This is a genomic window from Leucobacter sp. (assembly GCF_053528595.1).
Window position 1 is genome coordinate 44,234 of the sequence record NZ_JAIVPF010000082.1, and the last position, 11,815, is coordinate 56,048.

Consider the following 11,815-nt stretch of genomic DNA (forward strand, 5'->3'; position numbering starts at 1 on the left):
TGATTCGGCTCAACGGGAGGTAGGGGATTCGAGAACCGTCGAGGGAGGCGGCACGCGGTCGGCGACCCGGGAGGAGCCGTCGACGGCGCCGGATCCGGCGCCGGTCGCCGCGAACACGCTCGTCCGCTGCACGCGGTAGGCGGTGCAGAAGAGCACGAGCTCGGTGACGGCCTTGGCGCACCAGAGCGGCACGCCGATCCCCGTGAGATAGGACATCCAGACGATGTTCGACGCGAGCAGGATCCCCGCCAGCACCGCGTACGAGACGGCCTGCCGCAGCAGCCCCTCGCGCCCGCGCTGCATGAACACGACCCGCCGGTTCACCCAGAAGTTGACGCTCGCGCTGAGCAGCCGGGCTGCGACGATCGACGGCACGAGCGCCCCCGTGACGGCCTCGAACAGGAACAGCGCGATCGTGTCGACGGCGAAACCCAGCAGGGAGGACGCGGCGAACGCGACCACCGGCAGGAGCACGCGCACGGAGTCGAGCACGGGCCGGAAGTGACTCGACTCGTTCCCCGCGAGGTAGACCGTCTCGATGCGCCGCTCGCGGGCCGAGAACCCCGCGCGCCGCAGGCCCAGCAGCACCCGCTGCTCGTATTCGAAGCGCTCCCCCGGCACATCGAGCGCCCAGGGGAGCATGGCGGCGGGGATCCCGCGCAGCCCCGTCTGGGTGTCGGAGAGCCGCCAGCCGGCCGCGATCCGGAACAGGCTCCGCGAGACCGCGTTGCCGAGGCGGCTGCGCAGCGGCACCTCGCCGTCGAAGCCGCGGCAGCCGAGCACCATCGCGCGGCCGTCGCTCTCGCCGCCGCGGCGCACGTCCCCGGCAACCGCGAGGATGTCGCTCACGGTGTGCTGCCCGTCGGCGTCGGCGGTGACCACCCCCTCGCCGGGATAGGAGTCCAGGACCCTCCGGAGACCCGTCTTGAGCGCCGCGCCCTTGCCGAGGTTCCGCTCGTGCCGCAAGACCTCGGCACCCGCGGCGACGCTCCGCGCGAAGACGCGGGCATGGGCCGGACCGGATCCGTCGTCGACCACCAGCACCCGCAGTCCGCCCGAGGCGCGCGCGACGGTGTCCGACAGCAGCGACTCCACCAGCCGCGGCAGGTGCTCGCCGGGTTCGTAGGCGGGGATCAGCACGATCACGGCTCAGCCCGCCACGTAGAGGATGTCGCTGGTGCCCCGCTCGCCGCCGTTCGAGGGCCGGTTGAGCACCTCGCCGGCGAACACCATGGTCGAGGATCCGCCGCCGTCGAGGTTGTAGGCCGTCTCGGCGCCGAGGCCGCGCATGATCTCCGCGAGTTCGGTCAGAGTGACCCCGCGGCTGTACCCCTCGCTGCGCCCGTCGACGACCACGAACACCAGGTGGTCGTCGTCGATCACGCCGACGGCCGTGCGCGGCTGCTCGCCCTGGATCGAGTGATTGCCGAAGTTCGTGTCGACCTCCACGTCATCGATGCCGGCGACGACCTCGCCGCCCTCGAGCAGGGCGGGGCCGAAGCTCAGGGTGTTCCACACCCCGGCGGCGAGCAGCTCGTCCGCGTCGGTGCTCGTCTCGTCGTAGACCTGCACCGAGCCGTCGGCGTAGAAGGCCAGGCCGGTGCGGGCCGGCTCATCGCGGTACACCACGCCGTTGCGGATCACGATGCCCGTGTCCCGGAACCCGTAGTAGTCGCCGTTGATCGCGAACACCGCGCCGTTGTCGGCCGCGATGTCGCTCGTCTTCTCGATGATGTTCTCGCCGAACTGGTTGTTGGCGAAGGCCGAGCGCAGCTCGGTCGCGTCGCCGAGCACCACATCGGCCACGTAGTAGGTGACCGTGTCGTCGCCGCTGCCGGTGGTCACCCGGTCGACCTCGATCGAGGTGTCGCCGTCCGAGTAGGAGGTCTCGGTGAGGGTTGCGGCGCCGGCCGTTTCAGAGCCCGCGGCGGACTCCTCGTCGCCCGCGGCCCCGTTCGCCGCCTCGTAGCTCGCGACATCGGCGATCTCGACCTTGGGGATCAGGAAGCGGTCGGCCGCCCAGGCTGCGCTCCCCCCGGCGGCCAGCACGACGGCGAGCGCGGCGGCGAGCAGCGCACGGCGGCGCACGCGTCGTCGCCTCCGCGCTCGGGCGGGCGGGCGCTCCGGCGGGCCGCCGGGGACCGCGGGGCCTTCCGCGGCGCCTCCGGCGGCGCTCGCGGGACCCTCTGCGGCGCCTTCCGCGGCGCGCGGGATCGGGGCGGGCGGGGTGTGCTGGGGTGAGTGCTGCGCGTCCATGCTCCATGGATACGCAGCCGCGCTATGCGCCGGTTATGACGAGCCTGTGCCGCTGGTGGACGTCAGGGCCCATGGGGGCGCCGTTCAGCCCCCGAGCACCAGGTTCTCGGGAGCCTCGCCCGCTCGCAGGTGCGCGATCTGCCGGCGGATCAGCGCGACCATGCGCGGCAGCATCGCACTCGAGTCGCCGCCGACGTGCGGCGAGATCAGGGTGTTGGGGCAGTCCCAGAGCGGGTGATCCTCGGGCAGCGGCTCGGGATCCGTGACGTCGAGCGCGGCGCGCAGACGACCCGCCTGCAGCTCGGCGATCAGGGCGTCGGTGTCGACGACCGGGCCGCGGGCCACGTTCACCAGCAGCGCGCCGTCGGGCATCGCCGCCAGCGCCCCCGCGTCGATGAGCCCCTTCGTCTCGTCGGTGAGCGGCACGGCGAGGATCACGATCTCAGCCTCGGCCAGGCACGCGTGCAGATCCTCGAAGCCGCGCACCGCCACCGGGTCGCCCGCCTGGTTCCGCTCCTCGCGGGCCGAGCGCGCCAGGCGCGTGATCCGGGTCTCGAAACCCGCCAGCCGGGCCTCGATCGCCTGGGACACCCCGCCGTATCCCACCAGCAGCACCCGCCGATCGGCGAGACTGGGGAAGGACCGCAGGTGCCAGCGATGCGCCTCGCCGTCGCGCACGAACTCGGGGATGCCGCGCTGCGCCGCGAGCGCGAGGGCGAGGGCGAGCTCGGCCGTCGAGGCCTCGTGCACGGTCGCCGCGTTCGCGAGCGGCATGCCCTGGGGCAGGTGCTTCGTCACGCCGTTGTACCCGATCGACTGCCACTGTACGAGCGTCACCTCGAGGCCGGCCAGCGCGGCGAGCAGCCGGTTGCCTCCCCAATAGGGCGGCACGACGATGTCGAAGCGGTCGCGCGGCGCAGCCGTGTCGAGATCCCACGTGACGAACTCGACCCCCTCGACCTCCCCGAGCGCTTCGCGCAGGCCTGGATCGGTGGGCAGGGAGACGACGAGGTCATTCATGCCCCCGAGTGTATCGGGGTGCCCGGATGAGCCGCGGCAGTGCGCCGGGTGGGCATCTTCGCCGGGTCGGGTGTAGCGTTTTCATCATGGATACCTCGAGCTTTCAGCGACTCCCCCAGAGCATTCAGCAGCTCGTGCTCGACGGACTCGACAACGAAGTGCAGTCCGGACTCGAGCGACTCGACGAGACGAAGAAGTCGGGATCGCTCAATCCCGAGCAGACCGCTTCGATCGAGGGCGACATCCGCCGCGCCGCAGAACTGCGCAACCGCTTCTCGCCGGCGTAGGCCCCGATCCGTGCGCGGGGCGATCCGCGCCTCTGCGACTCGATCGGAACGTGGAGGCCCCTCCCCGCAAGCGCCACGGCGATCACCGGTGGGACCACGAGCCCCTCGCCACACCCCTTCCGGCCGCACGAGAGTCGGCCTGATCCGACTTCATGGATTCGTCGAACCGTGGATGCAACGGCATTTCTCACGGTCATGCCGCATAACTACTTGATCACAGAAGATCTCTGAAGCCCCTGGATCCTCACCGATCCTGCCAAGATCACTCATATGGTGAACGCTCCAGCCGGCTGGTACTCGAATCCTGACGATGAATCGGAGATCCGGTATTGGGACGGCTCGCAGTGGACCGATCGGATCGGCCCCAAACCCCATGCACAGATGCATGAGTCGAGTCCGGTTGCGGTGAAGCAGAAGCGCCGGGTGCCGCTCTGGGTCGCGATCACTGCGGGCGTTGTGGGGCTGCTGCTCGGCAGTTCGGGGTCGATCGCCAGCAGTGACAAGCAGCGGATCGGAGAACTCGAGGATCAACTCGCTACCGCGCAGACCGAGTCGGAGAAGGCCTTGCAGGCCCTCGAGCAGACCGAAGACGACTTCAGCGAAGAACGAGCCGCCCTGATTCTGGAAGCCGCGGAAGCTACGGAAGAGGTCGAGAAGGCGCAGAAGACCGTCGAAGAGGCCGAGCAGGCGGCCGAAGAAGCGAACCAACGAGCACTCGCCGCAGAAGCCGCCGCTGAAGAACCTCCGCTCTCGCTCGTGGACACGCCCACTGAGACTTCCGGGACAGCCTCCGCGTACTACAAGAACTGCAGCGAGGCGCGCGCCGCCGGTGCCGCCCCGCTCTACTCGGGACAGCCCGGATATGGCTCGCATCTCGATCGTGACGGCGACGGGGTCGCCTGCGAGTAGGCCTCTTCTCGTCTCCGAGCAGAGCCCCTACGAGCGGTTGGCGGCCACCGCTTTGCGCACCAGCGCGATGAAGGCCTCCTCGTCGAGCGCGTCGGCCTCGTGCAGATCGATCGCGCGCCGCGTGCCCGCCGTGAGGCTCGCGTTGAAGAGCCCCGCGGGATCCGGCAGGGACGCCCCCTGCGCGAACGTGAGTTTGACCTTGTCGCGATAGGTCTCGAGCGTGCAGACGAGCCCGTCGAGGGAGAACGTGGGCACCCCATCGGGATTCGAGGGCTTGCGCCACTTCCGCTCCTCGACGATCTCGGGCGCTGCCCGCGAGATCAGAGCGCGCACCTGTTCGGCCCGTCGGGCCCGCCAATCATCCGCCATACCGGGATGCTACTCCGCTTCCCGGCTCTCGTCACCGGATCCCGGCTGGATCCCGGCACGGGGATCCCGGTGTCTGACCCTCACCGGATCCCAGCGCGGACATACCGGGCCGGAGTCTCGGGGCCGGATCCCGACCCCGGATCCCGGCGCCTGCCGCTGAGACCGGCGCCGAGGCCCCTCAGGCCTCCTCGTCCGGGATGGGCGTCTTCTCACCCGTCTCCGGGTGCCGGATCAGACCGGGATCCGACATCCCGTACCGGGGGTTCTGCTGCTTGCCGTCGTGCCCGAGGTCCTCGGTCGAGCCGTCGAGCACGGGATGGTCCAGCGTCTCCCCCTCGGACGGCGAGGACACCGTGCCCTCGCCGTTGCTCGCCTCGGTCTCGGTCGCCTCGTGCGGCTCGTTCTTCTCGTGATGGGACATGACAGCCTCCTGCTCGGTTCGGTGCTCTCACGCTACGCGAGTGCGGAGCGGGGCTGGAGGCCGTTGACGAAGCGGACCGGGGCCGGTAATGAGCGGCGGGAGCGATTCAGTCGGCCGCGCGGCCGCGCGCCCCAGCCGCATGGGGGATCCGTGAAACCGGTGCGCGGGGAGCCCGGCGGTGATTGCAGGTTGCCCACAGACCTGCGCGCAAGGGTGGACGTTCGCCCCGTCCGGGCGCACACTAGACGGATGGAAATCGAGAGCGCTTCCTCCAGCGAACTCCCGATATGCCCGAGTTGCAGGATCATGCTCATGTGGCCCGTCCGCGACGGGTGGAAATGCGAGGGGTGCGGTCTGGTGCGACCCGACTCCGACGAGTGAGTGTCGGTGGTCTCGTGTGTACTGGGTACCGAGGAGGAACCATGGCGATTCGTGAGATCGGCGGCTTGGACGCCGGCGCGTCGCGCTACGACGCTGCGCACACGACCGCGGTGCTCGCCGAACTCGAGGCGCAGTTCTCGGCGGGTGAGATCGGGCGGCACGCCTATCTCGAGAAGAAGCGCGGCCTCGTCCGGCTGTTCCTGAAGGCGACCACTCAACCGCGGCGGCGACGGCGCGGCGCCGAGAACTACGACGGCGACTGAGTCATTGCCGGGGATCACCCCACCGGGGTTGACCGGCCGCCTCGCTTCGTGAAAGCCTGTTCATCCACTCGATCGGGGGAGGTACTCAATGGGTTTCCTGGAAGATGCGAAAGAAACCGCGGAAGCGGCTGCGAAGAAGGTCGGCCGCGCCGTCGAGGACGGCGTCGACCGCGCCAAGGACAAGGTCGACGAGCTGAAGGCCGAGGCCGAGGTGAAGAAGGCGGAAGCCGAGCGCGACGCGACGAAGGCCCGAAACGAGGCCAAGGAAGAACTCCGCGACAACTAGACGACGAGACGGCCCCGTCGCGGCGATCCGCCACGACTGGGCGACGAGAGCCCCCGTGTCCCCGCTCGCTCGAGCGGGGACACGGGGGCTCTCCGCCTGCACGGCCTCTAGCACGGAGGCTCGGCCGTCGCCCAGTCGTATCCGAAGGCGTCACCGAGAACGGCATCGACCGCCCACCCGGGGGTCGACTTCGTCCCGCCCATCGCACACGCGTGCACTGTCATGGTGTCCTCCTTCCGAACCGATTCCGTTCAGGAACCGCGGCGTCCCGCTGCGCCGCGATTCTCTCCGCGTCAGGAAAAACACCTGATCGGGATCGCGTATTCCCGAGACACGACGCCGCTGCGGCGCGCGATCGCGGCGGAGGATACTGCGCGATCTCCCGCACCGCCACCCCGTGTCCGCGCCGCCTCCGACCATGCATCCTGATGGTCCACCGCATCAGAGAGGCACGCATGTCGACGAACCTGCAGAACCCGGACCCCGAGGACCTCGGAGCCTCCGGCAACGACCCGCTGATCGATCCCGCACCCTCGCCCGAGCAGCCTCGCATCGACGAGCACGATGGCGACGAGGCTCTCGACCACCCCGCCGCGCCGGCCGCCCCCGACCAGGAGGACCCGGATGCCGTTGAGCCGCCGGACGAGGACGCCGCTTCCGTCTAGGCCATCGTGAACGCGAGCGCTCCTCCCCACCGGCGGAGGGCCGCTCGCGTGCGGGCGCGCGGCGCAATCTGCCGAGGGTTCGCAGATCGCCCTTTGAGCACGCGAATACAGGCGATCTGCGAACCATACAACGCAGCAGGGGCGCAGCAGGATCCTCGAACGGCGACTCCGCGCGGTGCGGCTGCCGAAACAGGAAAATCCCCCGACTCCCTAGTGTTTTCTAGGTGAGTCGAGGGATCTCGGTTGGTGGCGGGTGAGGGATTCGAAGCCTACTGGAGCCCGAATCACCACCTCGGCCACTGCCGCCTACGTTGAAACCATACCGTTCCCGAGCGCCTGGGGCGATCTTCAATTCCGGCGATTTCCGGCGAAGTGTTGTCAGTTTGTTGTCACGAAACGCGCGGTGCCAGCATCTTGAGCACAACGGCTGAACGCACAGTTCAAGACCCCGATGAACAGCATCGCAAGCAAGTCGCGGATGCGCTCGAAGCGCTCGGGGTGACTCTACCCTGTCAGCGTCCGGTGCACATGAACGGAGTGAACCCCGACACCGGCGAAGCGGTCGAGCTTGAGATGCGCTGCAACACGCGCAAAGCTCGCATCTGCCCGTCGTGTGCGGCTCTCTACCGTGGCGACATCAAAGCGATCATGCGCGAGGGCATCCATACCGCGCAATCTCAGGGCGATGCAGTCGTGTTCCTCACTCTCACGGCACCCTCGTTTGGGGCGACCCACTATGTAGCACCGACGCCACCGCCTCGGCTGTCGTCTCGGCGGCGTACGCAGTGGTCGCGGCGCTATCAACGTCGGTGCTCATGCGGCGTGCAGCACGCGCCCGGTGAACGGCGCTATCTCGGCGTGCCAGTCTCTACTGGCGGCTATGACTATGGCGCTCAGGTGCGGTGGAATTTGGCCGCTGGGCGGCTCTGGTCGCGCACTGCCGATGAACTCACCCGCATACTCGATGTGCGTGACTGCGAGGGCAAACTGCAACGCCTCCCCTATGCCGCTGTGGCCGAGTGGCAGTCTCGCGGTGCGATTCACCTACACGTCATTGCCCGTATCCCTCGTGACCGGCTGGCGATGTTGCAGCCTATGAACGCGAACGAGCGCGGCAGCGGCGCTCTGCGATTGAAGCGCCTCGAAGATGAGGCAACCGCCGTTACCACGACGGTAGACGGCGAAACTATCGGTTGGGGCACGCAATGCGTTGCCGAGGTGGTGAGCACTGAGCGGCAGATGCTCCGAACGGCTGGCTACTTCGCCAAGGCCGTGATGTACGCAGTCAAAGACTTGACCGCTGAGGCTGGCGAAGATGCCCCGCACTCCCCCGAGCTCGCCATGCACCACAAGCGTTTACACGCTGCCGCCGCCCGACTACGCTGTGGCACTCGGCCTACCTCGAATCCGAACGCTTCAACATTGGGTGACGATGAAGCCCGCTGGCTGCGGTGCTCGAACGATCAGCTGAACGGGAAGCCCGGCACTCGGCGTGGGTGCCGTTCGCAACGGCATTATCAGTGGGGGTGGCGCGGTCATGCGGTGAGACGTTCACGGTCATGGTCAGTGCTGACGATCACCGAGTGCCGCCGTCGCCGTCGCGAGCACCACGCTCCCGAAGGTCACGACACTGAGGCGTGGGTGTGGGAGCGCCCGAGCAATGGCGAGCCGATACAGGGCGAGCGGTATACATGGGAGCGGCTTCAAGAGACGATGAGCCAAGCAGTCCGAGAGCGTGCAAAGTCGAGAGCAGCGAGCGGGCAGCGCACAGTATCTGACAGGTGAACACCGGCGTAGCCTGGGCTTTGCGGCTCGGGCACTTTGGCGTGCCTGAAATCTGCGGGGTGTTCTCTGGGTGCGGTAGCGCGGTGCGGGGGTGAGGGCGCAGGCGGGGTGCGAGCACGCGCGAAGCGCGCGCGGAGTGCCCCAGCGAAGCTCGAAGCGACTGCACCGCCTCGACCCTGTATAGAGATTTTCCGGAGCGAATGCCGAATTACTCGAAATGGCTCGGTACTGATGACCTAAGCAGGACTGCAACAGTAACGTGATTCATTTCACAATTAGCATGCGTGCCAAACTCGCTAACGGCATGTAGCTCTGCTGGCGGCCCTGCTTGAGCATAGAGATCTACCTATGTAGAATTCTGCTTATGCAGATCACCCATTCACTTGTAGCCGTGGTGTCGGAGCTACTCAGTGCACCAGATGATCGCCATTGGGGGTACGAACTCAGCCGAAGCAGTGGCATCCGCTCGGGCGTTCTCTATCCGATCCTCGGGCGACTGCTTGATCACGGCTGGCTTGAAGATGGTTGGGAGGATGCCACGGAGGTTCAAGGGAAGAGGCCACCGCGCCGCTACTACAAAGTGACCGAAGAAGGTTTGGCAGAACTCGGGGCCATCACACAGAAGGCGTCCAACGATCCGCGATTTCAAAAGCAGCCTAAGCTCACTGTCCCTTCTCTCAGCCCGAAGTGGGGGGTGGCAACGGCTTGAACGAAATCCTACAAACCCTGCTCACCTGGCCGCTCGCCCTCGTAGCCCTCGGCGTATTCGGCTTCTTCCCGGGCCTCTTCGCCCGTCTCATCGCTCTCAGCTTCCACAAAGATGACCCCCGCCGGAAAGAACTCATTGCCGAGGTATATGCCGTTCCGCGGTGGGAGCGACCCTTCTGGGTTGCTGAGCAGTTCGAACGCGCGCTCTCGGAAGGGGTGTGGGAACGCCTCTATGACGCGGCTGACGGTCGGATCTTCAACCGCTGGACGCTGGGCGACGGACTGGCTCGCAACGCAGAGCACCCCGAGAGCTTCTGGGTGCCGTCAGCCGAAGAGGTGTCCATGCTGGAGCCAGGAGACAGCGTGAAGCTGATGTTTGAAGCCAAGGGCTGGACACATGGCCTGCACGGTTGCGGCGCTGAGCGCATGTGGGTAAAGATCACGAAGGTTCAGGGCGACAAGTTCGAGGGAACGTTGAGCAACGTTCCGGCCGTCTGGAACCATCTGGACTGGGGCGACAAGGTGACCTTCTCACGCAAGCACATCATTGATTTTGAGTACTGCGAAGACACCGAGCCTCCTGCTCTGCCCGAGGTCACGGCCTAGCCGAAGCCGTTTAGAAGCAGCTGAGCGTTCCGCCCATTCTGCAACAGCTCGGATCATCGTGGGTCGAGCTTTGATATTAGCCATGCAGCAGTTTCAAGCGCAGTGTCTGCCCACGCTAGTGCTTGACCACGATTCACACTGTGCCCGTCCCCATGCGCAATCTTCTTCCGCGCCTGAACCAGCGCCCCCAGCCGGTTTGACCTATCTGAGTCATCCTCTTTGAGCCACTCTTTCAGATCCGTTGCCCAAGAAGGCTCGAAGGAGTTGAGAAACTTCCCAAGTTGATCCGGGGCAACCCCTTCCCCTCGCCTCAGGCCAGAACGAACGCGACGGTGCGTTCGCGTAGAGCTAGCAAGCTTTGTGTGCTCGTCAGCAACATCGTCTCTAACCGACTCAACCAAGCCTGCACTACGTACCACCAAGTACCTGTCTAAATGACTCGCATAATCTTCTTGCTCGGGGGTGTTCCGGACGAGATCTCGGAGGCTTTCCAACTCAACTAGCCGCTGGGTTGTAACTACTGGAGGCCAAGAGATGATCGCAGTCATGATCTGGCCAGGGTGGTAGTTGCCTCCCTCAAGCGGGTACTCACCGCATCATTGTCAGCAGTCGCACGAGTGGTCGCTTTTGCAAATGCATCATTGTCGAGCAGCTTGTCAATCGCAACGGAAACCTCGCTGGTTAGAGTGCCCTCCGCGATATTCCGCATTACGGCAATCATTATTGCTTCTGCCTGTGCAGTGTTCACTTGAGAGCCAGTCGTTCGCCGGAATGACTGCTTACCCACGGACTGGTTCAGCACCTCAGCCGCAGCGAGGAAGTTGCTTTCAGCGTCATTGGGAAGCTCGCTCGAATCACGAAACTCATCACTAAAATCATTCAGGAAGCGTTTCAGCGGGCGACGGTACTTCTCCGCTTTCAGATATAGCGCAAGGATTCGCATCACTAATTCATGATCGCGAATACGCTTATTCTTCGGTCCAAAAAGTTCACGCCAGTTCTCATCATTATTGAGCTTCTCAACGAGCACCATCAACTGGCCCGCAAACAAAGCAACTCGAATCTCATGTGGCGTCAGTTGTGTTCCGCCGGAGTTCAGACGTTCAAAGATTCCATAGATCGCATCGTTCACGCTCTTGGAGCCATCAGTGGCAACGATGGTTGCGTGCATGAAGGAATCGTCAAGCTTGAGGCGCAGGTCTTCATCCATATCCGCATATGACAGACCTTTGAAGTCCTTGCCGACGTTCTCGAGCTTAAATACCTTGTCTTCGTGTATCCCGGCATAGAAACGACGGAGGGTCTCAAGACGCTGCTGCCCATCCAGCACTAGCATTGCGTTATCCGCCTGCTTCACCATAAAAATGCCAGGCACCGGGTAACCTAACAACAGAGATTCAATGAATCTATCCATTTGGGCCTTGTTCCAGACGAAGCCACGCTGGAAGCCCTCGACCCGATTCTTCGGTTCATCCACCCCGAACTGCGGGATTCGCATGGTGCCTCTTTCAAGGCGCTTAACCAAAGCGTCAACTGGAAAGTCCTGGGTGGAATAAGTAATCTCTGGCGGCTGCTCTTCGCTGCTGAGCAGATCATCCATCTCGTCAAAGGTGAGAACCCTGTCTTCCAGGGGTAACTGCTCTACCTGCTCCGCAACCTCGTGGCTCATGATCTAACCATATCGAACGAGGCAAATGACCTCGAACACGCTGGCGATGCGCTGAACTAGAGCCAAAACAAAGGCCGTCGCAATGATGAGCGACCTAGAAAAGAACTACTCAGCCCAGCGCGACACGTCGGGCACCTCATCGGGGATGAGATCAGCCAACGTAAGGCCGAGTGTCTGGCTGAGCGACACA

At 65.2% G+C, this 11,815-nt stretch carries 14 protein-coding genes; 8 read left to right on the plus strand and 6 right to left on the minus strand.

Annotated elements, in window-relative coordinates; genetic code table 11:
• Nucleotides 1-9: 9 nt before the first annotated feature.
• From ACWKZU_RS16715 to ACWKZU_RS16725, 3 genes are all read right to left on the minus strand, one after another.
• Nucleotides 10-1,146 (minus strand): glycosyltransferase, encoded by a 1,137-nt coding sequence (locus ACWKZU_RS16715; RefSeq protein WP_449283465.1) that lies wholly within the window; start codon nucleotides 1,144-1,146, stop codon nucleotides 10-12.
• A 3-nt stretch (nucleotides 1,147-1,149) separates the two neighbouring features.
• A complete protein-coding gene (locus ACWKZU_RS16720; protein ID WP_449283466.1) occupies nucleotides 1,150-2,088 on the minus strand; it encodes a phosphodiester glycosidase family protein in 939 nt (312 codons plus the stop codon).
• 252 nt (nucleotides 2,089-2,340) lie between these two features.
• Nucleotides 2,341-3,276 (minus strand): 2-hydroxyacid dehydrogenase, encoded by a 936-nt coding sequence (locus tag ACWKZU_RS16725; protein ID WP_449283467.1) that lies wholly within the window; start codon nucleotides 3,274-3,276, stop codon nucleotides 2,341-2,343.
• 86 nt (nucleotides 3,277-3,362) lie between these two features.
• Between ACWKZU_RS16725 and ACWKZU_RS16730 the strand changes: the two genes are divergently transcribed.
• Both ACWKZU_RS16730 and ACWKZU_RS16735 read left to right on the plus strand, forming a co-directional pair.
• Nucleotides 3,363-3,563, plus strand: coding sequence for a hypothetical protein (locus ACWKZU_RS16730; protein ID WP_449283468.1), 201 nt, complete (start codon nucleotides 3,363-3,365; stop codon nucleotides 3,561-3,563).
• 270 nt (nucleotides 3,564-3,833) lie between these two features.
• The gene (locus ACWKZU_RS16735) at nucleotides 3,834-4,472 is read left to right on the plus strand and encodes an excalibur calcium-binding domain-containing protein (RefSeq protein WP_449283469.1); all 639 of its coding nucleotides are present in this window, start codon (nucleotides 3,834-3,836) and stop codon (nucleotides 4,470-4,472) included.
• A 27-nt stretch (nucleotides 4,473-4,499) separates the two neighbouring features.
• On the opposite strand, the gene ACWKZU_RS16740 is transcribed toward ACWKZU_RS16735, so the two are convergent.
• Together ACWKZU_RS16740 and ACWKZU_RS16745 are read right to left on the minus strand one after the other, a co-directional pair.
• Nucleotides 4,500-4,841 (minus strand): DUF1801 domain-containing protein, encoded by a 342-nt coding sequence (locus tag ACWKZU_RS16740; RefSeq protein WP_449283470.1) that lies wholly within the window; start codon nucleotides 4,839-4,841, stop codon nucleotides 4,500-4,502.
• A 178-nt stretch (nucleotides 4,842-5,019) separates the two neighbouring features.
• The gene (locus tag ACWKZU_RS16745; RefSeq protein ID WP_449283471.1) at nucleotides 5,020-5,262 is read right to left on the minus strand and encodes a hypothetical protein; all 243 of its coding nucleotides are present in this window, start codon (nucleotides 5,260-5,262) and stop codon (nucleotides 5,020-5,022) included.
• Between the two features lie 422 nt (nucleotides 5,263-5,684).
• Here ACWKZU_RS16745 and ACWKZU_RS16750 point away from each other — a divergent pair, with 422 nt between their 5' ends.
• The 6 genes from ACWKZU_RS16750 to ACWKZU_RS16775 all read left to right on the plus strand — a co-directional run bounded on the left by ACWKZU_RS16750 (nucleotide 5,685) and on the right by ACWKZU_RS16775 (nucleotide 9,956).
• A complete protein-coding gene (locus ACWKZU_RS16750; RefSeq protein ID WP_449283472.1) occupies nucleotides 5,685-5,906 on the plus strand; it encodes a hypothetical protein in 222 nt (73 codons plus the stop codon).
• A gap of 88 nt (nucleotides 5,907-5,994) precedes the next feature.
• Nucleotides 5,995-6,192, plus strand: a complete 198-nt coding sequence (locus ACWKZU_RS16755) for a hypothetical protein (RefSeq protein ID WP_449283473.1) — start codon at nucleotides 5,995-5,997, stop codon at nucleotides 6,190-6,192.
• A gap of 455 nt (nucleotides 6,193-6,647) precedes the next feature.
• Nucleotides 6,648-6,857, plus strand: coding sequence for a hypothetical protein (locus tag ACWKZU_RS16760; RefSeq protein ID WP_449283474.1), 210 nt, complete (start codon nucleotides 6,648-6,650; stop codon nucleotides 6,855-6,857).
• Nucleotides 6,858-7,271: 414 nt separating this feature from the next.
• The gene (locus ACWKZU_RS16765) at nucleotides 7,272-8,642 is read left to right on the plus strand and encodes a replication initiator (RefSeq protein WP_449283475.1); all 1,371 of its coding nucleotides are present in this window, start codon (nucleotides 7,272-7,274) and stop codon (nucleotides 8,640-8,642) included.
• A 364-nt stretch (nucleotides 8,643-9,006) separates the two neighbouring features.
• Nucleotides 9,007-9,351: a PadR family transcriptional regulator gene (locus ACWKZU_RS16770; RefSeq protein WP_449283476.1), complete on the plus strand. Its 345-nt coding sequence runs from the start codon at nucleotides 9,007-9,009 to the stop codon at nucleotides 9,349-9,351.
• The gene (locus ACWKZU_RS16775) at nucleotides 9,348-9,956 is read left to right on the plus strand and encodes a DUF2314 domain-containing protein (protein WP_449283477.1); all 609 of its coding nucleotides are present in this window, start codon (nucleotides 9,348-9,350) and stop codon (nucleotides 9,954-9,956) included. The genes ACWKZU_RS16770 and ACWKZU_RS16775 overlap by 4 nt, the downstream gene beginning before the upstream one ends.
• Nucleotides 9,957-10,500: 544 nt before the next feature.
• On the opposite strand, the gene ACWKZU_RS16780 is transcribed toward ACWKZU_RS16775, so the two are convergent.
• Nucleotides 10,501-11,625 carry a DUF262 domain-containing protein gene (locus tag ACWKZU_RS16780; protein ID WP_449283478.1) on the minus strand — a complete coding sequence of 375 codons (1,125 nt, stop codon included), beginning with the start codon at nucleotides 11,623-11,625 and terminating at the stop codon, nucleotides 10,501-10,503.
• Between the last annotated feature and the right edge of the window lie 190 nt (nucleotides 11,626-11,815).

What these genes read in the sequence shown, in the direction of transcription:
- ACWKZU_RS16725 (WP_449283467.1), bottom strand. Translation starts at nt 3,276, where the DNA reads ATGAATGACCTCGTCGTCTCCCTGCCCACCGATCCAGGCCTGCGCGAA.
- ACWKZU_RS16730 (WP_449283468.1), top strand. Translation starts at nt 3,363, where the DNA reads ATGGATACCTCGAGCTTTCAGCGACTCCCCCAGAGCATTCAGCAGCTC.
- ACWKZU_RS16735 (WP_449283469.1), top strand. Translation starts at nt 3,834, where the DNA reads ATGGTGAACGCTCCAGCCGGCTGGTACTCGAATCCTGACGATGAATCG.
- ACWKZU_RS16740 (WP_449283470.1), bottom strand. Translation starts at nt 4,841, where the DNA reads ATGGCGGATGATTGGCGGGCCCGACGGGCCGAACAGGTGCGCGCTCTG.
- ACWKZU_RS16745 (WP_449283471.1), bottom strand. Translation starts at nt 5,262, where the DNA reads ATGTCCCATCACGAGAAGAACGAGCCGCACGAGGCGACCGAGACCGAG.
- ACWKZU_RS16750 (WP_449283472.1), top strand. Translation starts at nt 5,685, where the DNA reads ATGGCGATTCGTGAGATCGGCGGCTTGGACGCCGGCGCGTCGCGCTAC.
- ACWKZU_RS16755 (WP_449283473.1), top strand. Translation starts at nt 5,995, where the DNA reads ATGGGTTTCCTGGAAGATGCGAAAGAAACCGCGGAAGCGGCTGCGAAG.
- ACWKZU_RS16760 (WP_449283474.1), top strand. Translation starts at nt 6,648, where the DNA reads ATGTCGACGAACCTGCAGAACCCGGACCCCGAGGACCTCGGAGCCTCC.
- ACWKZU_RS16770 (WP_449283476.1), top strand. Translation starts at nt 9,007, where the DNA reads ATGCAGATCACCCATTCACTTGTAGCCGTGGTGTCGGAGCTACTCAGT.
- ACWKZU_RS16780 (WP_449283478.1), bottom strand. Translation starts at nt 11,625, where the DNA reads ATGAGCCACGAGGTTGCGGAGCAGGTAGAGCAGTTACCCCTGGAAGAC.